Origin of the sequence: Thalassotalea agarivorans (assembly GCF_030295955.1) — a bacterium.
Taxonomy (GTDB): Bacteria; Pseudomonadota; Gammaproteobacteria; order Enterobacterales; family Alteromonadaceae; genus Thalassotalea_D; species Thalassotalea_D agarivorans.
Genome location: NZ_AP027363.1, coordinates 1,757,830 through 1,780,979, shown reverse-complemented (window position 1 = coordinate 1,780,979; position 23,150 = coordinate 1,757,830). Strand labels below are relative to the sequence as shown.

Annotated in this window: 22 protein-coding genes; 8 read left to right on the top strand and 14 right to left on the bottom strand. The window is 41.6% G+C overall.

The window, feature by feature from the left end:
• Window positions 1-291: an integration host factor subunit alpha gene (locus QUD85_RS08320; RefSeq protein ID WP_093329587.1), complete on the top strand. Its 291-nt coding sequence runs from the start codon at window positions 1-3 to the stop codon at window positions 289-291.
• Window positions 292-324: 33 nt separating this feature from the next.
• Here the strand turns inward: QUD85_RS08320 and QUD85_RS08315 are convergent, their stop codons facing one another.
• From QUD85_RS08315 to QUD85_RS08255, 13 genes are all read right to left on the bottom strand, one after another.
• On the bottom strand, window positions 325-861 hold the full coding sequence (locus QUD85_RS08315) for a DUF2937 family protein (protein WP_093329589.1): 537 nt from the start codon (window positions 859-861) through the stop codon (window positions 325-327).
• Window positions 862-937: 76 nt separating this feature from the next.
• Complete coding sequence (locus QUD85_RS08310; RefSeq protein ID WP_093329590.1) at window positions 938-2,086, bottom strand: HlyD family secretion protein; 1,149 nt, start codon at window positions 2,084-2,086, stop codon at window positions 938-940.
• A gap of 6 nt (window positions 2,087-2,092) precedes the next feature.
• A complete protein-coding gene (locus QUD85_RS08305; RefSeq protein ID WP_093329592.1) occupies window positions 2,093-2,434 on the bottom strand; it encodes a DUF3302 domain-containing protein in 342 nt (113 codons plus the stop codon).
• A 68-nt stretch (window positions 2,435-2,502) separates the two neighbouring features.
• A complete protein-coding gene (locus tag QUD85_RS08300) occupies window positions 2,503-3,795 on the bottom strand; it encodes a BatD family protein (protein WP_093329594.1) in 1,293 nt (430 codons plus the stop codon).
• Window positions 3,788-4,501, bottom strand: a complete 714-nt coding sequence (locus QUD85_RS08295; RefSeq protein ID WP_093329595.1) for a hypothetical protein — start codon at window positions 4,499-4,501, stop codon at window positions 3,788-3,790. Before QUD85_RS08295 ends, QUD85_RS08300 begins: the two co-directional genes overlap by 8 nt.
• Complete coding sequence (locus tag QUD85_RS08290) at window positions 4,495-5,442, bottom strand: vWA domain-containing protein (RefSeq protein ID WP_093329597.1); 948 nt, start codon at window positions 5,440-5,442, stop codon at window positions 4,495-4,497. Before QUD85_RS08290 ends, QUD85_RS08295 begins: the two co-directional genes overlap by 7 nt.
• Window positions 5,442-6,434, bottom strand: a complete 993-nt coding sequence (locus QUD85_RS08285; protein ID WP_093329599.1) for a vWA domain-containing protein — start codon at window positions 6,432-6,434, stop codon at window positions 5,442-5,444. Before QUD85_RS08285 ends, QUD85_RS08290 begins: the two co-directional genes overlap by 1 nt.
• Window positions 6,431-6,934 (bottom strand): DUF4381 domain-containing protein, encoded by a 504-nt coding sequence (locus QUD85_RS08280; RefSeq protein WP_093329600.1) that lies wholly within the window; start codon window positions 6,932-6,934, stop codon window positions 6,431-6,433. The genes QUD85_RS08285 and QUD85_RS08280 overlap by 4 nt, the downstream gene beginning before the upstream one ends.
• A complete protein-coding gene (locus QUD85_RS08275; RefSeq protein ID WP_093329602.1) occupies window positions 6,934-7,857 on the bottom strand; it encodes a DUF58 domain-containing protein in 924 nt (307 codons plus the stop codon). Before QUD85_RS08275 ends, QUD85_RS08280 begins: the two co-directional genes overlap by 1 nt.
• Window positions 7,858-7,865: 8 nt before the next feature.
• The gene (locus QUD85_RS08270) at window positions 7,866-8,843 is read right to left on the bottom strand and encodes an AAA family ATPase (protein ID WP_286218329.1); all 978 of its coding nucleotides are present in this window, start codon (window positions 8,841-8,843) and stop codon (window positions 7,866-7,868) included.
• Window positions 8,844-8,905: 62 nt separating this feature from the next.
• A complete protein-coding gene (locus QUD85_RS08265; RefSeq protein ID WP_093329605.1) occupies window positions 8,906-11,137 on the bottom strand; it encodes a tetratricopeptide repeat protein in 2,232 nt (743 codons plus the stop codon).
• Window positions 11,138-11,229: 92 nt separating this feature from the next.
• Window positions 11,230-12,771 (bottom strand): arylsulfatase, encoded by a 1,542-nt coding sequence (locus QUD85_RS08260; protein ID WP_093329607.1) that lies wholly within the window; start codon window positions 12,769-12,771, stop codon window positions 11,230-11,232.
• Window positions 12,772-12,932: 161 nt separating this feature from the next.
• Complete coding sequence (locus QUD85_RS08255) at window positions 12,933-14,153, bottom strand: cation:proton antiporter (RefSeq protein ID WP_093329608.1); 1,221 nt, start codon at window positions 14,151-14,153, stop codon at window positions 12,933-12,935.
• A 115-nt stretch (window positions 14,154-14,268) separates the two neighbouring features.
• Between QUD85_RS08255 and gltS the strand changes: the two genes are divergently transcribed.
• The 7 genes from gltS to QUD85_RS08220 all read left to right on the top strand — a co-directional run bounded on the left by gltS (window position 14,269) and on the right by QUD85_RS08220 (window position 19,360).
• Window positions 14,269-15,480 (top strand): sodium/glutamate symporter, encoded by a 1,212-nt coding sequence (gene gltS / locus QUD85_RS08250; protein ID WP_093329610.1) that lies wholly within the window; start codon window positions 14,269-14,271, stop codon window positions 15,478-15,480.
• A gap of 74 nt (window positions 15,481-15,554) precedes the next feature.
• Window positions 15,555-16,079 carry a DUF1415 domain-containing protein gene (locus QUD85_RS08245; protein ID WP_093329612.1) on the top strand — a complete coding sequence of 175 codons (525 nt, stop codon included), beginning with the start codon at window positions 15,555-15,557 and terminating at the stop codon, window positions 16,077-16,079.
• A 1-nt stretch (window position 16,080) separates the two neighbouring features.
• Window positions 16,081-16,716, top strand: a complete 636-nt coding sequence (locus tag QUD85_RS08240; RefSeq protein WP_093329613.1) for a LysE family translocator — start codon at window positions 16,081-16,083, stop codon at window positions 16,714-16,716.
• 82 nt (window positions 16,717-16,798) lie between these two features.
• Window positions 16,799-17,587 (top strand): DUF2189 domain-containing protein, encoded by a 789-nt coding sequence (locus QUD85_RS08235; protein WP_093329615.1) that lies wholly within the window; start codon window positions 16,799-16,801, stop codon window positions 17,585-17,587.
• A gap of 5 nt (window positions 17,588-17,592) precedes the next feature.
• Entirely contained in the window at window positions 17,593-18,477 is an 885-nt protein-coding gene (locus QUD85_RS08230) for a glucosaminidase domain-containing protein (RefSeq protein ID WP_093329616.1), read from the top strand.
• A gap of 81 nt (window positions 18,478-18,558) precedes the next feature.
• Window positions 18,559-18,813: a hypothetical protein gene (locus QUD85_RS08225; protein WP_093329618.1), complete on the top strand. Its 255-nt coding sequence runs from the start codon at window positions 18,559-18,561 to the stop codon at window positions 18,811-18,813.
• A 148-nt stretch (window positions 18,814-18,961) separates the two neighbouring features.
• Entirely contained in the window at window positions 18,962-19,360 is a 399-nt protein-coding gene (locus tag QUD85_RS08220; protein ID WP_093329619.1) for a hypothetical protein, read from the top strand.
• Between the two features lie 592 nt (window positions 19,361-19,952).
• Here QUD85_RS08220 and rne read toward each other — a convergent pair.
• A complete protein-coding gene (gene rne, locus QUD85_RS08215; protein WP_093329622.1) occupies window positions 19,953-22,874 on the bottom strand; it encodes a ribonuclease E in 2,922 nt (973 codons plus the stop codon).
• Window positions 22,875-23,150 lie beyond the last annotated feature (276 nt).

The window sequence follows — 23,150 nt, the reverse complement described above, 5'->3', positions numbered from 1 at the left end:
ATGGCGCTAACCAAAGCAGAAGTAGCAGAACACTTGTATGAAAAAGTCGGGCTAAATAAGCGCGACGCCAAAGACATGGTAGAGATCTTTTTTGAGGAGATTCGACACACCTTGGAAAGTGGCGAACAAGTCAAGCTGTCTGGTTTTGGAAATTTTGACCTTCGTGAGAAGAGTGAACGTCCTGGCCGTAACCCAAAAACAGGTGAAGATATTCCAATTTCTGCACGAAGGGTAGTTACTTTCCGACCAGGTCAAAAGTTAAAAAGTCGCGTTGAAGATGGAAACGGCTAATTGACTTTGCAGTTGCTACGAAAAAGGCGGCCTTTAGGCCGCCTTTTTTCTTGCTAAAGATCTTTGCTTTACCGCTGAGACTGCCTTACGCCCACAATACGCGCAGCTCGACTTTGTTGCCATGTATAAAAAAGCAAGGCTGCCGCCGGCGATTAACGCGTTTAATTCAATCGGGATAGACAAACTGTAGTCGTGCAGTGTGTTTTGGGCAATGGTGGTGTCTACTTGCGTGACAAATAACCAAAGCTTTTCAACATGGTTGGCTTGCTGCAATGTGTCAAGGTGACTACTTAAGTAATCGACGCGCAGTATAAGCGATTGTACGATTTCTCCTACTTTAACCACTGTAATGTCGCTATTGGCTAAATAACGCTGTGCCAGCGTATCTAAACTCCCTTGGTAATGAATATCGGCAATGTGTTGATATTGCGCCAAATTGTATTGCGCCTCATCCAGTCTCCCCGCTAAGCGTTGGATATATTGTTGAATAAAGGCAGGCAATTGCACACCAGCGATAAATGCAATGGTGAACAATACGCGATCGAGTAAAGTGGCGATAAAAGCTAACATGCCTTCAGTCTGCCAAAAAAAAACGAACAGGTATAGTAAGTTATAAAAGAAAGCGGCGAAAATCGCCGCTGTTTGTTTATTTGATAGGGTATACGTATTTTAGCCACGCCATCATGCGTAGTAATATTCGCCGTACCATAGAAACATGAACATAGTCGTGATCGTAATTAAATACTACCGCTTGTCCTTGCACACCAAGTGGTAGATTATAATCATCTAAATCTTCTTCAAGTTCGATTACGCCAATAGCAAAACCATGGGTCATCAGTCGTTGCGCACTAACTAGCGAACCATCTGCTTGATATTCACCTTCAGCCATCGCGGGTAAAATATCCACTAAAGTGCCCTTAAACACGTGGCCAGGTACAGCATCAAATATCACCTCCGCCGGAAGTCCTTTTTTCATTCGACCAAGTGAGTTTTGAAAAAACACTGCGCCAAAACGACGCTTTTCCTTAGGCACGAATGTCATCGACGGACGTAACGGTAAATTAGTTGCTCGGTAGCCAGGGCGCAAGGCAACAATGGTAGGTTGACCATCTACGGGCGCTCTAATAATTGTGCGCTCTAAATCGAGTTCGGCCTTTTCCACCGCCGCAAGTAATTGTGCGACATTAACGTCAACGCCATTAAACTTGGTTTCGGTATTAATGCGTATGCGTTCTTCGTCGGCAATCGCGCTGGCTAATGAGGCTTCTCCCGCTAGCAAGCGATTTAATCTGTTTTCTACTTCAGCTTCAGTTACAGGTGAATTCTCGCCACCAAGTTCTCTGGCTCTGGCATAGCGCTCGTATTCATCTCTTCTAGAGTTCACTTCCGCTTCGGCTTGTTTAACTTTTGAGGTCGCAACCTGTAATGCTGCGTAGTCGTCCAGTGAACCTTGTTTTGCTTCTTCAAGCGCTGCTTTGGCTTTGGCTAGCGCAATGCGTTGTTCCGTCGAATCGAGCGTAAACAATATATCGCCTTGCTTGACGAGTTGATTAGGTACGACATTAACTGTTGCTACCGTGCCGGTAATTTGGGGCACAATAGGTATAGTGGTAAATGCATCTTTGCCGAATTTGGCATAAGGATGGTTGTAATTCATCACCAGCATAATTGCGGTAATTATTACCACGCCACCTAGTACAGCGGTCGGTACGCTCCATTTGTTTAAAGGAATTTTAAATAACTTAAAGATACCCACGCAAAGAGCGGTGTAGGTTAGTATGATGAGCAAATCCATGGCTAATTACTCCTTCGCTGCTATCGCAGCTTTGAGCGCCGCTACTTCTTCTTGAAGCGCTGTAAGTTGTTGTTTTAATTCTTGTTCATCATGTTTGAGCTCGTCTACCTCTTCTTGAACAAAGCCCCATCCTTTGCCTGGTTTGTACAAGGTTGCCCAAATCCACAAAAATGGCCAAATAGCACCTAAGGTGAACAAACTTATCCACCCAGCCACATGAATGGCATCTGCTTGTGGATGGTTGCGTTTAAGTGCAATTTCATAAGGTATGTCGTGCACCACTATAATGCCGTAAAACAGCACGATAATGACGAAAAACACCATAAATAGTGCGAAGTAATCTAACATGTCACCTCCTATGTCCCTTGGGGTTTGCACGTTACATATGGTTAATGTTGTAACGAGCCTTAATTTTTTTATAACTTAATTTTTTGTTCATATTGTGCAAAACCGATGTGCTTAATATTAGCCCGCGTTTTTTCAATCAGTAATTTTGCTTGTTGTAAACTTAAAGGCGTTTCTTCACTTTTCCCATAAGCTAGGATTAGTAGCTGTTTGAAAACCACCGCTTTATTTGTATCGGATGCAAATAGATGGGTTAACGTGGCCGTTTGACTGCTACCATAGTATCTATAAAGCGCCCAAAGCGCGCCTTGATAGTTGTTGCTTTTTATCGCGCTAAGATACGTCGATTTTTGTTGCCTGCGTTCGTAGTGGGTAATTTTCTTGTAAAATTGCGCCAGCTGTTTACGTTTTATAAACGCATAAATGAGAAGTAATACAAATAAAATGGCGATAATCGCCGTCAAAATTACTTGTTTAGGCACCTGACTTAAAGGTGCAGCTTTGTAAGCTCGTAATCTGTCTAACAACGTACCGCCGGAAATTTCCCACGTTTCTTCTGGAATAGTGAGCGTTTGAACCATGTTTAATTCATTGTTAAACCATACGATCTCTTGTGCTGGAATAGTGTAGTTACCAGGTCGTTCGAATATGTAGGTGATCTGCTCCGTGCGAGCGCCAATGATATCGCCACGATTACTTTTATCTGATAGTTCGGCAGGCTTCTGATAGATACTAATGCCATCCACTTGTTTTACTGTAAATTCTGGTAGCATCATGGCGGGTATGCCGGTGGCAGTCACTGTTAAGGTCTTTTGAACCGCTTCGCCAATTTTGTACTCTTTATCCGCTTGGTAGTCATCTTTAATACTAATGCGCGCGTTTGAACTAACAAAATAGGCATCGTTTTCCGTTAAGCCTTCTGGCAACTCAGTGCTAAATGCAAGTGACTGGGTTTGATATTCACCTTCGACCACGCCTAATTCGTCATGATTTACTGATACGAAAATGCGAAAAGCAGGCAGTTGATAGTTGCCGTCCCTCATCGGGAAAATAGTAATATAACGGGTTTGCGTCGCCCAAGTTTCATAATTGACTTGTTTTGTACCGTTTACGGCAAGTCCAGACACTGGCATAAAAACAATATTTGGCATCGACGGCAATCGTACATCTGTTCCCTTTGCAAACCAGCGATTAGTAGCAATAGTAACCTCAAGTATTAGCGGCTCTTTGACCATGTATGGAGGCTTAGAAGAAATACTAAATTCAACTGAGAGTTCATTGTTTTTGATAAGCGTTTCAATAGTATTAGCATTGAGTGCAAACGAAGTGCATAGCATCAATAGGGTAGTGAGCAACTTATTCATCGTCAGTCTCCTGTGACTGCGCTTGATAGTTTTGCTGAATATAAAATTTTTGCGCTAAGAACCTTGAAGGATTCTTTTGCACTTGTCTCAGCCACATTTCATTGAGACTAGGATCAAGTAACAATTGTTCGGCGCTAAGCTGCTCAACCTGCTGCGGCTCGAGTTGCTTTCGCTCTGCACCGTCACTGCTTTGTGGCTCGTCACCAAGCTCCTTGTTTCCGTCAGACGATTCTTGCTGTTGATTCTCAGCCAGTTGATTGGCTTCATCTATCAATGCTTGAACTATAGCTAGGTTATTATTTGCTGCTTCGTGGTCAGGATTATTCTTTAACACCTGTTTGTAGAGGTTACGGGCCTTAACATAATCTCTGCCATGCGCGTATGCATTGGCCTGAGCTACTTTGTCATCGTCGTTATTAAACTGAGCATATAACAGCGCGCTATCCTTAAATTTCTCGGCGCCATAATTGCTGTATGCTTTCCAATGTACATCGTTAAATCGATTGGCAGCTTTTTCATAATAGCCATACTTAAACAGTAATGCGCCTTGTTGATCGCGGGTTAACCATAAGTCGAGAAATGCTTGTGGTTTTAACACCACGAACAGCAAAATAGCGGCTATACCGGTTATAACTACCTTGCGTGTTGACACATTGTATTTTGTGGCAAATTGTTTAATTGGCTTAACGAAATTAAATGCTACCATTGTAATGTCCAGCCTTTTCTAAACCAAAGCAACCACAGCGCAGCAGCAATAAATACAACAGGGTAACCAGAGTCATGCCAAGGTCTTGTGCCGTCGTCTAACACTACAAGGTTGTTTTCAATATAGCGGTTTACCTTATCAACATCGCTTTGATCCGGTGTAATCAACACAAGGCGCCCCTCATTTGCCATATCTTCTAGATTATCTACTTGCAGAGGGCTTAACACTGACCCTTCGGGAGCATTCTCTTTGCCAATACCCCATACAATTAATTGGTGGTTCGCTTCGCTAAAATAGTCATCATAGGCTATAGCAGCGTCGTCTGGCGCGCCGTCTGTAATCACTAAAAGTGTTCCTGGGACATTGGTCGGTGTAAGCAGCTTGTTTGCAATCGGGATGACCGCTTCGGGCGATTTACCTTTTACTGGCATAATGCTTTCATCTAAAACATCAAGAAAGTGACGTATCATTTCTCTATCGTTGGTAATCGGCATAACCACATGAGCGCTGCCTGCATAGGCAACTAAGGCTGTGTTTGCATCCCCGCGTAATGCTAATAGTTTTAGTATTTTCTGTTTTGCCTGCAGCAATCGAGACGGCATGATATCGCTTTGTTCCATCGATGAAGATACATCAAGCGCGATAATGAGCGCAGATTGGTCTTGCGTAAAAGGAGACGGTTGTTGTTTCCATGTAGGGCCAACTAAAATAATCGTTAGCAAGATAACCATCACCCATGACAATTTCTGAGGTGAAAACCAAGCATTAGAATTGCCTTTTACGGTGACCGCATCTAGCATCTCCACCGACATGATTTTTCGCCACTTATCTAGTGTATCGTCACGTTTCTTAAAGGCTTTAAGTATCAAAAACGTTAGCACGATCGCAATGAGCCAATAAGGGCGCATTAAATGGAAGTGTAATAGCTGAGAAAAATCCATTACGCCTCCTGCTTTCTTTGCTTAAAGTAAAAGCGTATGTTGACCAAGGTAAGCGACACTAGGTAAATCAGCATAAAAACGACGATAGGGTAGTGATGAGCACTTGTTCTTGGACGATAGGAAATGCTATCAAACTTTTCTGGTTCTAAGTCATTGATTTGTTGGTAAACATCGCTAAGGGCTTGGTTGTCTATGGCTAAATAATGTTGACCATTAGTTGCCTTCGCTATGTCTTCTAATACCTCTACATCAACTTTTTCTTCGCCTGCGGCGGTAGGGTCACCAATTGCAATAGAGTATATTTTTATGTTGTAAGCGGCGGCTACTTTCGCAGCGTCCACAGGGGGAACACGCGAGCCAGTATCATTACCATCGGTCAAAACAATTAGCACTCGGTTTTGCGTTTCAGAGTTTTCAAATACACTAATTGCTAACCCTATGGCATCACCAAAAGCTGTGCTTTGACCTGCCATGCCAATTTCGCTTTCACGCAACAAAGTTAACCAAGTATTGGTATCCTCGGTAAATGGCGCTTGTAAATAGGGCGCATCACCAAAAAGAATTAGCCCTAATCTATCTTTGCCACGGCTTTCAACAAAAGACGTCAAAACCTGCTTAACCGCTGTAAGTCTAGACACTTTGTTACCTTGACTGTCGGTAAAATCTTCTATTTGCATACTGCCTGATAGATCTACCGCTATCATTAAGTCTCTAGCTGACTTTTCTTGTGAATTGGGTGGGCCTATCAATTCTGGTTTTGCCATGGATGTCACTAAACAGATCCAAGCAATAGAAATTAAAATGCGCTGTATATTATTACGTGAAATTAATACGGCACCTTGTTTAGGCGCTTCACCTGTCACTTGCACAAGACGATTAAAATAGGGGACCTGTACCGAATGTTTCTTTTCTTTGTGTTCAGGTGCGAGCCACACCACTAAAACAGGCAATGGCAATAATAAAAACATCCATGGAAAGGCAAACTCAATCATACTAGTTCACCTTTGTGTTGCTTCACCCATAGCGCAATTTGTTTAATTAGCTCGCTAATCTGCTCTGTTGAAAGTGAAGTTGATTGATAAGCCAATTGCCCCAACATGCCCGTATAGGTGGAAGAGAACCGGCAGTTTTCTACATGTTCATCTAACCATTTTTCCCATGTTTGCAGGTGTAGACTTTGCACCTGACTTTGAGGGTAAGCATGTGTTGCGACTTTCTTTAATAGCGCCGGTAATTCTTTGGCTTTTATGCGTTTATGTTCGTCACTATCGACAGATAGCGTGTTCAGCCAACTAATTGCTTCTCTGCGATAGACGTTGATTTTATACATCTTCCAGCGTTTATACAGTTTGTAGGTAATAAAGGCTAAAATGGCGACAGATAAATACAGCCACCCCATAGTTTGCGGTAGCATAGATACAGCATCAGGTGCATTTGTTTCGATAAACTGCTTTAGAACATAATTGCCCCAAGGCATAGGAAAACCTTCCATTAGCGGCCTCCCAATGCATGTCTTACCTGATGGGTAACATCTTCAAGTGTATTGATGCCAATGAGCGGTATTCGATACTTTTTGCTCGCGGATTCAAATTGATGCAATTGTTGTTCTAATGCGTCTTTATACTTGTCCTGTGTTGTTTGTTCTTCTGACGAAAACTGTATTTGCCATTTGCCGTCACTAACCACCATTTGTGTCATTTCTGGTAAGTCGCGTTCAATCGGGTCAAATACTAGACAATTGATAAGTTCGTTATGCTGTCGCAATTGTTTTATTGCGTCACTGCTTTGTTCATTCCAACCATAACCGTCGCTAATTAATATGACTAGCGCGTTATGTTTACACACTCTATTAAGCTTATTGAGCATGCGATTAAACGATTGCGATGCATCTGGATCGGATTCACCGACTTTGAGTTTGTGATTACATTTAGCGACTTCTGATAGTAGCTGTGTAACATGGTTGTTGCCGCGTTTTGCAGGAATGACATTCACTTTGTCATTAGAAAAGATAACTGCACCAATACGGTCTCCACTTGCCGACACTTGCCAAGCAAACAGGGCACTAAGCTCTGCAGCAATGACTGATTTCATTTTGTTTTGACTACCAAAGAACATGCTAGAGCGTTGGTCAATCGCTAGAATAATATTGCGTTCTCGCTCTTCGGTATATACCTTGATATGAGGCTTGCCCGTGCGCTGCGTAACTTTCCAATCCATTGAACGAATATCATCGCCAGGGCGGTAGTGGCGCAATTCTTCAAAGTTTAAGCCACGTCCCCTTAATTTAGAGACATTTTTTCCGGTAAGCACGCTATTGACAGGTTGAGCGGGCTTAAGCGAGAAGCCTCGTGCTTGAAATTGAAGCTGCTGTAACGCTTTTAATTCAACGTAGATATTAGCAGACGGCGTTGCCATATGAGCACCTAAGCCACGGCAACTTGTTTTAAAATTTCATCGACAACTTGGTCGGCCGAGATTCCATCCGCAAGTGCATCATAGCTCAGCATTAGCCTGTGTCTTAATACTGAATGCACAATGGCGCGTATGTCTTCTGGGTCAACAAAATCTTTACCATTTAACCATGCATGCGCGCGCGCGCATTTATCCATCGCGATACTAGCACGAGGGCTAGAGCCAACCATGATCCATTCTTTCAACTGTGACTCTTGATAGCGAGCAGGGTCGCGTGTCGCCATAATGATAGCGACCAAGTAATCAACCATGGCTTCACTAACATGAACTTGCTGAATTTGCTCTCGTGCTTGGAAGATAAAATTAGGATCAATGGCTTCAACTTTCTGTTGTGCTTTCTCTTCAGATCTTACCAAAGAAATAATTTTGGCTTCTGCTTCATCGTCAGGATAGTCGACATTAATCTTCATCAAAAACCTATCCATTTGGGCTTCAGGTAAGGGATAGGTACCTTCTTGCTCTACCGGGTTTTGCGTAGCCATAACCATGAACAACTCTGGCAGTTTGTAGGTTTTACCCGCCACAGTTACTTGCCTTTCTTCCATTGCTTCTAGTAGCGCCGCCTGTACTTTTGCCGGAGAGCGATTAATTTCATCGGCTAACAATAAGTTGTTAAATACAGGGCCTTGTTGAAAGGTTAACGTAGGCTTGCCATCGATTTCTTGATAAACCTCAGTACCTGTTACATCTGAAGGAAGTAAGTCTGGCGTAAACTGCACCCGACCAAGGTCTACTTTTAAACTGCGAGCTAAACTCTTAATAGAGCGGGTTTTTGCCGTTCCAGGCAAACCTTCAAGCAACACGTTACCGTTGGAAAGCAGGGCAATGATCAAAGTATCTACCACATGCTCTTGGCCAATTACGGCACTCGCCATTTGTTCTTTAAGCTGTTGAATTGCTTGTAATGTTTCGCTCATTATATTACTCACTTTATTTTAACAACGCTTTAAGCATGGCATAGTTTTCGATTGTTTTTAACAATTTTTTTACGCTATTTATACCTCATGCGTAAATTGTTGATCACAGCAGCATCAACATAGCTGGCTAAACTATTGAGACAAGCCTCTGCGTCACCATCTTTTGCTTTTAGCTTAAATTCACACAAGGTATATAAATACTGGGCTTGTTGCGACATTTCGTAGGCTTTAAAGAGCGCTTGTTGCGCCTTGCGCATGTCAGTATTTTCAATTGAAAGGGCATAGACATAATAATATTGAGGATTTGTTTTTGCGCTTTCTGCCGCTTTTAATAGCGATTGAGCGGCTAAAGGCATATTTTTGTTTCTGACATACGCTAATCCTAAGCTGTAATGCAATGAGGCGTTTTCTTTAACTTGTTTAATCCCTTGTTTTAAAGTGTCTATTGCGGCTTTTTCATTGCCTTGCAAGCGATGTAATTCAGCGTAGTTTTGATAGGCATTGCTAAAGTAGGGCTCCAATGTCATTGCCTGTTTATATGCTTGTTCAGCTTTATCGTACTGGCCCTGATTAACATACACATTAGCCATATTTACATGTGCATATGCTCTGTCAAAATTGAAGGCTAAAAAGGCTTGGTATTCGTCTAACGCTTTAGCAAGTTTATTTTGTTGCTCAAAGCTTAGCGATTGCCAATGCTGTGACAGGTTACTTGCCGCTTCTATTCGCACCGCTTTAACTTTATCGGTCAATAAAGGAGAGATGATTCGCCATTGATCTTGCGGCGGTAGATTGCTACTTGCCTCAATGGCAGCTAAGCGAATCTGTGCACTCTTGTGCTTTGCACCTCGCGCCGCTGCAATTACGGTATTTTGATTAGGTTGAGTGTCACCAATGCGGGTTAAAGCGGCCGCTCTTGTGATGTCATTATGCTTATAGTTTTGTGCGATATGAGCTAGCTGATCGCCCATTGGTTGCAATCCCGAATCGTGGATGGCAAATACCGGCGCAAATGGCTTGTTATTAAGGGTTTGGTTAAACCATAACTTGGTTTGTTTAATTGACCAGCTTGAGTCTTTATCTTCGTGACAAGACAGGCATACGTCGGGAGAGTTGCTACTTTTGCTTATTTGCGGGTTGGGTTTATGCCAAAAATGATCGCGTCTGTCATCAACTTCCATATAGGTTGTTTCAGGCATGTGACAATCCACGCATTGTCCCCCTGGCAAAGTAGGGTCATGCCTAGAATGATTTTCTTGATTGTATGCTGTGGCGTCATGGCACTGCTGGCAGACGGCCTCAACAGGTATCGCTAACTCAGCTGTATGAGGGTTGTGGCAGTTAGTACAAGAAACACCTTTTGCTGCCATTTTACTTTGTAAATAAGATCCATAAACATAGACCTCTTCATATATTTGGCCGTCAGGATAATACAAATCGCCAGTAATTTGGCTGAGCATGTATCGTTCGCCGAAATGCCCAATATCGGCCATTGGCTGTTCAGAAATTTGCATGCGTCGAGAGTGACATTGCGCGCACACCATCATTTGATCTGTTTCTACAGTTTCCTTCGGTTGTAGCGTATTGTTACCGTCGACTTCATGCCACTGCGTGACGGCTTTATGAAGTTGTAACTGAAAACCTTTTAAAGCATTACTATCTGGCTTTTTCGCCCACTCGATATGATCACTCGCAGGCCCATGGCAGGCCTCACAGCCAACCGTTATCTCGTTATAGCTGGTGTTATAGGTATTGGTGTCGACGTCATAGTTTTTCTTAACATTTGTTGAATGACAATCAGCGCACATATAGTTCCAATTTTGACCAACATTTTTCCAATAGAATTCGTCTTTAGGGCCAAAATTCGGGTATAGATTAAACCAACGTTGCCCGCCTGCTTGTTTTGGCCTGCTATCCCAAGCGTAAGGAATTAATTGAACGCGACCATCGTCAAACTCGACCATGTATTGTTGCAGGGGATAATAACCAAAGGTGTATTTAATTTTGTAGTGCGCCAACGGCTGATTTTTTTCTGTAAATGCGGCAAAGAACTGTTTATCTTTTTTATAGAAGTTGACTTTCTGACCGTGCATTTCTATTGCTTTACCACTAAAGTCACCAAGCACAGAATCATCATTTGCATGCTGCATAGCTTGTTTGTGGTGAGAGTTTTGCCATTGCTTAAACTCAGCTTGGTGGCAACTTTGGCAAGCCTCGCTACCAACAAATTCGGCGCTGTGTGGGTTAGATGCGTAAGAAGTTAGGGCGGGTAATAACAAACAAAGGAAAATACAGCGGATTAACAAAACAAGGCGCCTAAAACATTATAATCATTGTGAATTTAGTGTATGAAATAAAAAAGGCCTAAGCAATGCTTAGGCCTTTTTTAAATGGTATTTTATTCACCTTCAGGTATACGCGATAGTATTTGCTCTGTTATTGCTTCAACAGACCAAGAACCAGAACGTTGACTTGGTGGATACTCTACAAAGGTTTGCAAGAATTTAGCTGTTTCAGACAGACCTAAGTATACGTATGGTGCTTTACCAATCATCCAATCCCAGTAAACATTTGAGTTTTCTTCCGCGCGGCCCCATGGGTCACGGCGCAAATTAAACACTTTAGGAAGTCTTAACCAGCGGATAGGCTCTGCCCAAACACCCATGCGACGACCAACGTTTTCAGCGTACATGATTTTCCAATCGCCAATACGAATAGCAACAGGTAGTGCTGTGTCATCTAGGTAGTGATAAATGTTACGTGGACTATCTTCTACTTCGCCTGTTAAGTAAGGCACAAAGTTGTAACCATCTAAATGGATTTTAACTTGCTTGTTACCAACACGCTTACCTTTTAATAGCTCTTGCTTAAGGTTAGGGTTACCTGCAGCGGCTACAAGTGTTGGCATCCAGTCCAAGTGCGCCATGATTTCATTTGAAATCGTGCCAGGCTTAATTTTGCCAGGCCAACGCACCACTGCCGGAACACGATAAGCACCTTCATAAGTAGAGTTCTTCTCGCCTCTAAATGGTGTAATACCCGCATCAGGCCATGTATTAAAATGAACGCCGTTGTCAGTAGAGTAGAAAACGATAGTATTGTCGGCAACGTTTAATTGGTCTAGTTGGTCAAGAAGTTGACCTACTAGCTCATCGTGCGCAACCATAACATCGTTGTAAAAACCTTGGCCAGATTTACCAATGTGTTTCTTCGCAATATGCGTTCTAAAATGCATACCTGTGGTATTCATCCAAACGAAAAATGGTTTGTTTGCTTTTACTGATTTATCGATGAACTTCATCGCTGCAGCAGCAAATTCTTCATCAGCTGTTTCCATACGCTTAATGGTTAATGGACCTGTATCTTCAATTTTTCCATCAGCATAAGAGTGGATAACACCACGTGGACCGAATTGTTTCTTAAACGCAGGATCTTTTGGATAATCCGGATCTTCTGGTTCTTCCTCTGCATTTAAGTGGTATAAGTTACCTAAAAATTCATCGAAACCGTGATTAGTCGGTAGATGTTCGTCACGATCACCTAAATGGTTTTTACCGAATTGACCTGTTGCATAACCCATATCACGCAATACTTCTGCAATGGTTACGTCTCTGTCTTGAATACCTTCTTTAGCACCAGGTAGACCTACTTTTGTCATACCTGTTCTTAGACCAGCTTGTCCGGTGATAAATGTGGAGCGGCCCGCAGTACAACTTTGATCGCCATAGTAGTCTGTAAAGCGCATACCTTCGTTAGCGATACGATCAATATTAGGTGTGTGATAACCCATAATACCGTCACTGTATGCACTAATGTTTGTTACGCCAATATCATCTCCCCAAAATACAAGGATGTTTGGTTTATCTGCCGCAATCGCACTTGAGGCGGCCATAAAGCCTAAACCCAGCGCAAGATTGCGTAATACATTAGTTTTTAACATTATTAAATCCTTCTTGTTGACTCACTCACTCACTCAATCAATTTTTTGCAAGACCGTTCAAACAAAAAAAGTAAGTAAATTAAGCTTATAGTGCAAATGTTAAATATTCAACACAAAACATTAACGTTTTTTTAAATGCGATTGTTCAGTTTCGTGTTCGACTATTTATCAATAACTTGGTGTTGTTTTTGTTCAAATTTATTACTCATAAATACCGCAGAAGCGCCATGTAAAAACACACTGATTAAAATAGTTAGCACTATGATCGAATAGACTTCTTCATACCCTGTAGGCCCTAGATAGTTAATCGCCATAATGAAGTAAAGAATCGAAGCAATGCCGCGTGGCCCAAACCAAGCAATAAATAGCTTGGTATAGTTATCTAATTTACTGCCCATTAAGCAAATAAATACAGGTACTATGCGAATCACCGTGAGGCTTAATACTGCGTATAGTAAATATTCCCACGTCCAATACACAGCAAATTTTGGTACTGCAACCAGCCCCATAATAAGAAACACGAATAGCGCTAACATTTGTCCTTCTGCTTCACCATAGTCTTGAATACGTTCTTGTACGTCTTGTTGGTTAACGGTTAGCATGGCGCCAGCGCAAAAGGCAGCAATAAAGCCATTACCTTCCACTGCTTCTGCAAAGGAATAAGCAACTATTGCTAACGCTATACATGAAAGGCGTTGAAAAACATGGCTCATCCAACCGTTTTGCACGCTTACATTAATCAGGCTTCCGCCAATATAACCAATTAACAAGCCCATTACCGGACCTAAGGTGAGTTGAGTCACTACATATAATGTCCAGTCTCGCTCTCCCGACAAGGCAGCATCGCCGGATAACAGTACCGCTAAACAAATAAGTATTGGTGGTAGAGCAATGCCATCGTTTAATCCACTTTCAATAGAAATAGATTCGCGAATACGTTCAGGCACTTTTGGGCTTTTTATAACAGCTTGGCCAAGTGCGGCATCAGTTGGTGATAAAATAAGGGCTAGTAAGGCTATGAGCCAAAAATTCCATTGTGGGAACATAAAGTAGGCTATGACAAAGCCAAAGATCATAGTCAGTGGTAAGCCGACAAAGAGTAACCTGGCGGGTAGGCCGCGTACTTTACTGGAAATATCAGAAATTTTAATAAAGGTCGCGTCAACAAACAGTAAAATAATCAAGGTAAGTTCGGCAATTAACCTTACTTCGCTTGCTTCGATGTCGACGTCGATGATATCAAAGCCAACAGGCCCTAGAATAAGACCAACAGTTAAGAAAAACATGGGAGCGGATACGGGCGAGTTTTCAGCTTTTTTGGAAACAAGGCCAAAAATTAATATAAGTAAGCAAGCTAAAACCAAGTAAGAATGTTCATGCATGTGTTTTTCTCATAACAAACCGGTGAAATAATCGCGAAATATCAACATCTTCTAGTTAATTTTTAGCAGAAGTTATAATAAAGTAAATCAAGTTTTGTATATAAGTGTAGAAACTATGGTTGAATTTAGCGGCTTTATGTCGGTGACAATTGGTATTTTGGTGTTGTTCGTGGGTCGCCGATTAACGCAAAAGTTTAAGTTACTCAATGAGTATAGTATTCCAGAGCCGGTATCGGGTGGTTTGCTATGCTGTATATTGCTTACTTTGTTGTATTTCGTGTTTAACGTAGAAGTAACGTTTGATTTAGCTGCACGTGATTTATTCCTTGTCTACTTCTTTACTACCATTGGCATTAACGCAAGCATTCAAGACTTATTTAAAGGTGGCAAACCACTACTGGTGTTATTAGCGATAACCGTAGTATTTATGATTTGCCAAAACCTAGTCAGTATTGCTATTGCTAAGGGGTTAGATCTTTCGCCAGCCATCGGGCTGTTGGGGGGCAGTGTATCGCTTATCGGTGGTCACGGTACTGCGATAGCTTGGGCACCTAATATTGCCACACAATTTAACTTAGACAATGCCATGGAAGTTGGTGTCGCTTGTGCAACGTTTGGTTTGATTCTAGCCAGTGTTGTTGGTGGCCCAATGGCTAAACATTTAATTAATGCAAACAAACTAACGTTGCCGCAACAAGCATCTGAAGAAAGTAAAGGCGATGTTATCGCCGCCGATCAACAAATAAATGCTTATGATTTCTTAGAAGCCGTGTTTGCGATACATATGTGCATTATTCTGGGGTATGTTTTAAATAATGTCTTGCTGGAGCTTGGTTTAGCATTACCGCTTTTTGTTACCTGTTTAATGGCGGGGATTATCTTTACAAATGCCTTTCCAAAACACTTCTTTAAAATATTCTCAGGGGGCTGGCCAAGCAAGTCTCCTTCAATGGCATTAGTAGCGGAGATATCGTTAGGTACGTTTTTAGCTATGTCTTTAATGAGTATGCAACTATGGACCTTGTTCGACCTTGCTGGCAGTTTATTAGCTATTCTATCAGGGCAGGTACTGTTGATTTTGCTTTTGGTTAAATATGTTGTGTTTCCCATTATGGGCAGAAACTATGAAGCTGCCGTTATTTCTGCAGGCTTTTGTGGATATGGATTAGGCGCTACTCCAACAGCAATGGCAAACATGTCAGCTGTGGCAAAACAGTACGGTCCTGCGCATATGTGTTTTATTATTGTGCCGCTAGTGTGTGCATTTTTTATTGATTTGGTGAATGCTGCACTGATCCCACTATTTATACAGTTGATTGCAGCCTAAAACTATTTAAAACGCTCGCTTTACGATAGCGAACCTAGGTATAATTTTGCTCTTTTCAGGTGTTAGGCAGTGATATGTCAGATGTAGTTAAAAAAACAAAGGCATGGCTTTTAGACGTGATCATTGGATTAAACTTATGCCCATTTGCCAAAAAAGAGTTTGTGAATGACACCATCCGTTACAGTGTTTGTGAGCATAAAAAACTAAAAAATGCGCTTGTACAATTGGCGTTCGAGCTTAAACATTTAGACGAACATAACGAATGTGAAACAACGCTACTTATTTTTGACACTGGCTTTAAGTCTTTTGAACAATATTTAGACTTGGTTGATTTGGCCAATGGTTTTATTGAACAAGAGGGCTACAGTGGGGTGTATCAAATTGCGAGTTTCCATCCTGACTATTTGTTTGAAGGAGAGGAAAGCAGCGACACCAGCCATTACACTAACCGATCACCGTATCCAATGTTGCATTTGATTCGCGAAGAATCAATGGAACGAGTGTTAAAGTCGTACAAGTCACCTGAACAAATCCCTATCGATAATATTGCAAATGCAAGGCGCAAAGGCGCGGCATTTTTTGAGGCATACTTAAAATAATATGATGTATTTACAAGAATTTATACTCGTGGCTTCCTTACATTTAATTGCGGTAGCAAGTCCAGGGCCAGATTTTGCTTTGGTGTTGAAACAGAGCATCCGATACGGACGAGCGACGGCTATTTATAGCAGCTTGGGGATAGCAACAGGTATTTTGCTTCACGTTACGTACTCATTAATCGGCATTGGTTTGGTCATTCAAAGTAACCCAAATTATTTACTGATACTGAAATACGTCGCAGCAGCCTATTTTCTATACATTGCGTTTTACGCGATTCGCGCAAAGGCGCCAGAACAAGATATTAGTCAACAGTATCATCATCAAAGTGATACGCCTTCACCCTTCAAAGCATTTCGAGGCGGCTTTTTAATCAATGGTCTCAACGTTAAAGCGACGTTGTTCTTTGTTAGTGTTTTTTCTGGCGTAATTGCCACAACAACGCCGTTTGATGTAAGGCTAGGCTATGGTCTTTATATGGCGGTAGCAACGGGTATTTGGTTTTGCTTTTTATCGCTATTGCTAACCCATAACCGTATAAGAAGTGCGCTAGTTAAAAAAGGATATTGGCTAGACAGGCTGATGGGCGTGGTATTGCTTCTCCTTGCTTTAGAGCTTATTTTTGGCGACCTAAAGTGATCCCAATTGTCGTATAATTCTGTATAATGGCAAGTTATGTAAAGGCGCGAAAGCGCCTTTTGTTTATCTAAAAAGGTGTATTTTGGAAAATCAAAAAATCGTCCAGATCGGCGGTAATGTCGAAAAAGCAATAAGAGGCGAGTACCAGCTAGATGTAAAAAGCATATTACAGGAAGCTTGGCACTATACTAAGCAATCTCGCTTATCTATTAACCTTGGCGTATTGTTTGTGATGATACTTGCCGGAAGTATAGGCATGTATTTAGTAGAGTATTTTGGCGGATATGAGCAAATCCAACAAGACCCGCAGTCACTGAGTCTTATATCGCTTGTAATCACCTTAATAGCTTGGCCTTTCTTAGGTGGTGTCGAAATGATGGGGGTGTTTCATGCCATCAAAATAAAAACCCGTCCAAGTTTTGTGTTTGCGTTTTTACGCCGTGGCAGTTGGGTGGCGATTTGCGCGCTGCTAGTGTCTTTACTCACAAATATAGGCTTTTCTCTTTTCATCATTCCAGGCATTTTCGTTGGCGTTAGCTTGAGTTTGACGGTACCACTTGTCATTGAAAAGAAAATGTCACCTATTGAAGCGATAGTAACCTCATTTAGAGCGACTATTCATCAGTGGTTTAGACTCTTTGCCATCTACGCCATTTTAGTTGGTTTATTAGTTTTGGCGTCTTTGCCGCTTTCATTATTTGCTCAATCCGATATGCACGTGGTTGGTATGGCGTTGTTTATTATAGCGCTCAGTTTCCTTATTCCTTTTTACTACAACGTAAAAGGCGTGTTGTATCGCGAAATATTTGGTTTAAAACTGCTTGCGACACCACAAGACAACATTAGACCTGACGATATATTTTCGGCGTAATTGCAATGAGAAAAAGAACGTTAAAATCTAAACTGTTCAGACTATTACTCCTTGTGGCAATAGCAGTTGGTGTGATCGCGCCTTTTACTTTTTTAACGCCAGAGCAGGGCGAAGAAGAGATTGTTGCAGAGCCAGTCAAAGTCAAAGAAGAAAAGGTTGAACAAAAAACCGTTGAACAACCATTACATTCTGTTAATTTACCAGATTTCGCTGCCATAACAGACGTTAAGCAGAAAAAGCGCGCTTTCTTTAATTTCCTAAAGCCGGCAATTGAGCGAGAAAACGAGCGCTTGTTATCGCAAAGAGCCGAGATCGTTACAATAAAGTCGAAAGTAGTATTAGAAGAGTCTGTGTCCGACAATGAGTTGGCGTTTATTGCAAAGCTAGCGAAACAGTATCGAGTCAATACCTCGTATTCATTACTACAACAATTGGATGAATTATTACTTAAAGTCGATATCATTCCTACAGAACTCGTGCTTGTACAGGCGGCAAATGAATCGGCTTGGGGGACATCTCGTTTTGCTAAAATAGGTTTGAATTTTTTCGGTTTGTGGTGTTACAAACCAGGGTGTGGCATGGTGCCAAATGGCAGAAATCGTGGCGCTAAGCACGAAGTTGCTGCTTTTCAATCTGTCGATGAAGCCGTTGTTAAGTATATTCGCAATATCAACACGCATGGACCTTACAATGTGTTTCGTGCCATTCGAGCTGATTTGCGCGCGCATGAAGACACATTAAGACCAGAAGTATTAACCGCGGGCTTAATTCCTTATTCACAGCGTGGCACAGACTATGTGATAGAGCTCAATGAAATGTTGCGTCACAATGCCGCTTATTTCGAACCAGAGACTAAAGTAATAGTGATTCAAAAGGGTGTAACCCAATAGATAGCTAATAGCCCACAAAAAATATGATTGATTTGATTAGTTAGGCCTAAAGTATAAGGTAAGTTATAAAAGGGAAGTTTTGTGACCAATTCTAAAGTAATTTTAATCATCGCTAGTAGTTTAATTTTTGCCTCATTTATTATTAAAAGCCTTATCTATAGTTACATAAATGGTGTGTCGAGATTACGTTTTGGAAGAACAGTTAGCTTACAAGAAGATCCAGTGATTTATTGGATAAGCATGTCGATTAAATTGTTTGTTGTTTTATTGCTTTTTTGGTTAGCGATAGGGTTGCTTAGAATCTGTTTGAGTGATGCTGATACGACAGAAAAATAGAGTTTAGGTTACCCAAAGCCAGCTAATTTGAGTGAGTAGATAGTCGAGTATACTAAGTTGTTGTAACTCGTATCTATGATTGACTGGGTTGCTTGCGACGTGACAGACTGCAGGGAGCGAGTAACTGACGGTCAGGAGGTGGTAATTAATGACAGGATTTATCATTATAGCAATGGCGGCAACTTATCTAGTATGGTCATTCTATCTGGAAGATACACTCCCTAAAATATTTCGCCAACGCTACTGTATGGGAAAGCACTGGAAAGCCGAGTTTTCGGAACACTCCGCAAGTGACATTCGCTCATTTTTAATATTCTTTGTGGATGCCTTTGCCTTCGATAGAAAAGACAAATTGCAATTCGAACCTAATGACAAGCTATTAGTAATTTATCGTGAGCTATATCCTCACAAATGGCAGGCGGATGCTATGGAATTTGAGACGCTGGCTGATGACTTGTATCAAAAATTTGGAATTGACTTTGGAAGTTTATGGTATGATGATTTAACTTTAGGAGAGTTATATCAAGCGATTAGCGAAGTTCAATAACCGCTTTGAGCGATAATCAACTCATAATTTAACGGATTAAGATGACTGAATACTTATTAGGTTTAATACTCTTCTCGGTTGTATTACAAATGTATGTTTATTTCACCTTAAAGAATAAGTTACCTAATTTGTACAAAGATGTATTTGATGGATCTTTTGCAAAGTCAGAAATCAACCACACGAAGAAAGTATTCTTTTTTTATTACAATCCATTGAATTTAATAAAGACCTTTCCAAAAATAAATATTGTAAGCTTGAAGCTAGTTTTAGCATTAAACTGCATTCTTTTTTACTTCATCGTAGGCATTGTTTTAACTTCGTAGGCAAAGGTAAAAGTTTAACCAACAGCATTCCCGAATACTTTATCAAACTTCCATTATATTAGAGGTTGCTAGTGGTTATCTAATGGTACAAAACTGTAATAGCCTCTTTTTAAATATGCGATCAATTTGATTGCCAATTGTGATTTAGGGCTATTATTTAAAACAGACAATTCAAGTCCAAGCTCTTATAACTAAATAGATTTGAACATATATTTTACGCCCATAAAAAAAGCCGCTACAAAGAGCGGCTTTTTTGTTATCGCGAGTGTTTACAAAGCTTTGTGAGCGTCAGCTTTACTATGCTCTGTAGCGTCAGCTACTTTTGCTTGCTTTTGCGACTTAGCAACATCAGCACGTTGCTCGTCTGCTTTAGCTTGAGTCGGTAGTTCACCTATTTCACCGATGGCAGCTGCTTTGGTCATTGGTGAGCTAGCGTGGCCAGTGAACGCAACGCGCACGTAAGCACTATCTTGTTGCTCTGGCGCAGTTTCAGTTACGCTTTCAGCTTCTGCTACATCTGCTTTCACAGGTGTTTCTTCTACAGGCGCTACCTCAACGTTTGCGGGCTCTTCAACAACTGGCGCAGGCTCAACATCTGCAACTTCTGCCGGTGCTTCTGACGCAGTTTCGCTTTCTACGCTTGCTTGCACTGATTCAGACGTTTCTGCTTCTACAGTTTCAACTTCTGCTGCAGGTGTAGCAACTTCGTTGCTTTCTTCTACAGGAACTTCTGGTGTTGGCTCGACAACTGCTGCTTGCGCTTGCTCGGTAGCTACAGTTTCATCTACCGATGGTGTTTGTTGCTGTGGCGCTTCGCTTTGAACCTCTGCTGTATCTAATACTTGTTCGTTAGATTCAAACGGTAATTCAGGTTGCACTTCAGCGATTACTGGCGCTGCTTCTTTTTCTGCAGGGTATCTGCTTTCAACAGCATCATCTTTTGCCTGAGTAGACTCATTACCTTCTTGCTTGCGACGGCGTTGGCCAGACGTGCGAAGATGGCGAGGAGAGCGGCGACTGCGTGTGCGTTGCTCTTCTTTCTTCTCAACCGGCGCAGACGTTGCCTGTTCGTTTTCAACAGCTGTTTCTGTAGCTTCATTCACTTGGCTTTCAACTTTCTTGTCTTTAGCGTCGTGTTTTTGCGCAGGTTTTTTCTTAGCTGGTGCTTTAGCTTTTTGCTGCGTTTGTTGCGCATTGTCGGCGTTTTGATCCGCTACACGTACTTTTTTACGATTGGTACGACGTTGCCTGCGTTCCGCTACCTTTTCCTCTTTAGGCTTTTGGTTACGGTCTTGCTGCTTAGGCTTACGATTTTGCGGCTTCTCGTTCGACTTTTTGTCTTTAGACTGTTTTTGCGGCTCTTTCGTTGAACGCGTTGAATCCTTCGCTTTATCTTGTTGCTGATTGCGACGATTGCGGTTTTGATTCTTACGACGACGATCATTGCGATAATTACGCTTACCTTTACCTTTCGGTTTAGGCTTTTCTTGTTCCTCTTCTTTAAACAAGTTGCCTAACCAAGAGAATAGACCGGCAAATAAACCCGCTTTTTTCGCTTGTGTTTCTTTCTTAACAACAGGCGCCTTAACGCTAGGAGCGCTCATACCTGACAATGCTGGCTCGTCTTTCTTCACTGCCGTTTTGTCAAACTTAGGCATAACGGCTTCTTCAACCGTAGGTTGTGTTATTTGTAGATCGTAACTTGCATCATCAACCGTTTCATCTTTACGTATACGCAATACTTCATATTGTGGCGTATCCATATGTGGATTAGGGATGATAAGTACATGAACATTATGATGACGTTCAATATGGAAAACACTACGGCGTTTTTCATTTAGTAGGTAGGTCGCAACAGGTACAGGTACTTGTGCTTGTACTTGTGCGGTATTGTCTTTAATTGCTTCTTCTTCCATTAAGCGAAGAACAGAAAGCGCTAATGACTCAATACCTCTAATTTGGCCAGTACCATTACAACGTGGACATACATTTTGGCTTGTTTCGCCAATTGATGGACGTAAACGTTGGCGCGACATTTCAAGTAAACCAAAACGAGAAATTCTGCCTAATTGTATTCGGGCGCGATCTTGTTTAACCGCTTCACGCATGCGATTTTCAACTTCACGTTGGTGTCTTACTGGTGTCATATCGATGTAATCGATAACCACTAGACCACCCAAATCGCGTAAGCGTAATTGACGAGCAATTTCGTCAGCAGCTTCTAGGTTAGTATTAAACGCTGTCTCTTCAATATCACCGCCTTTCGTTGCGCGAGCTGAGTTGATATCGATAGACGTCATTGCTTCCGTAGGATCAATAACAATCGATCCACCAGACGGTAGTCTTACTTCACGTTGAAACGCTGATTCAATTTGCGTTTCAATTTGGAAGTGAGTAAATAACGGCGCATCGTTGGTGTAAAGCTTAACCTTACTCGCAAAATCAGGGCGAATAATTTCGATATGCTTTTTCACGCTTTCAAACGTCTTAGGACGATCAACAAGCACTTCACCAATGTCTCTGCGCAAGTAATCTCTTAACGCACGTTGGATAACATTTGATTCTTGGTGAATTAGGAAAGGAGCAGGGCGCTCAGATGCAGCGTTTTCAATCGCTTTCCAGTGATGTAGTAGAACGTTTAAATCCCATTCTAACTCATCGTAGTCTTTGCCAACACCAGCTGTACGCACAATTAAACCCATACCTTTAGGTAGATTTAATTTACTTAACGATGCTTTTAATTCGGTACGCTCTTCACCTTCAATTCGACGAGAAATGCCGCCAGCGCGTGGGTTGTTTGGCATTAATACCAAGTAACTACCTGCAAGGCTGATAAACGTGGTTAACGCGGCGCCTTTTTGGCCGCGCTCTTCTTTATCGATTTGAACAATAACTTCTTGGCCTTCAACTAACACGTCTTTGATGTTAGGGCGACCTTTAAAGTTATAACCAGAAGGGAAGTATTCGCGAGCGATTTCTTTTAACGGCAGGAAACCGTGTCTTTCGGCACCATAGTCTACAAATGCCGCTTCTAAAGAAGGCTCTATACGAGTGATTTTTGCTTTATAAATATTTGCTTTTTTTTGTTCATGACCAGGACTTTCGATGTCTAGGTCATATAGTTGCTGGCCGTCTACCAGCGCTACACGTAATTCTTCCGACTGTGTAGCATTAATTAACATACGCTTCATAGGTAATGTGACTCTATTTTTTATACGTCACAACACACTATTGCTTGGACACAAAGCAATTTATCTTGTCGATAACAGCACTTGTCAGCCTCACGGATGTCAATGTCATTGCCACTTGCAATGATCTGTTTTTATCTCACCAAATTGTTACTAATGCAGCGGGCATTAGTATACGTAAATTCTTTATGTGCAAACATTTGTGTTGCACGTTGCACCCACTGTTTAAGACAGTCTACTGCCTAGATGATTATCTGAAACTACAACGGGTGTTCTGTT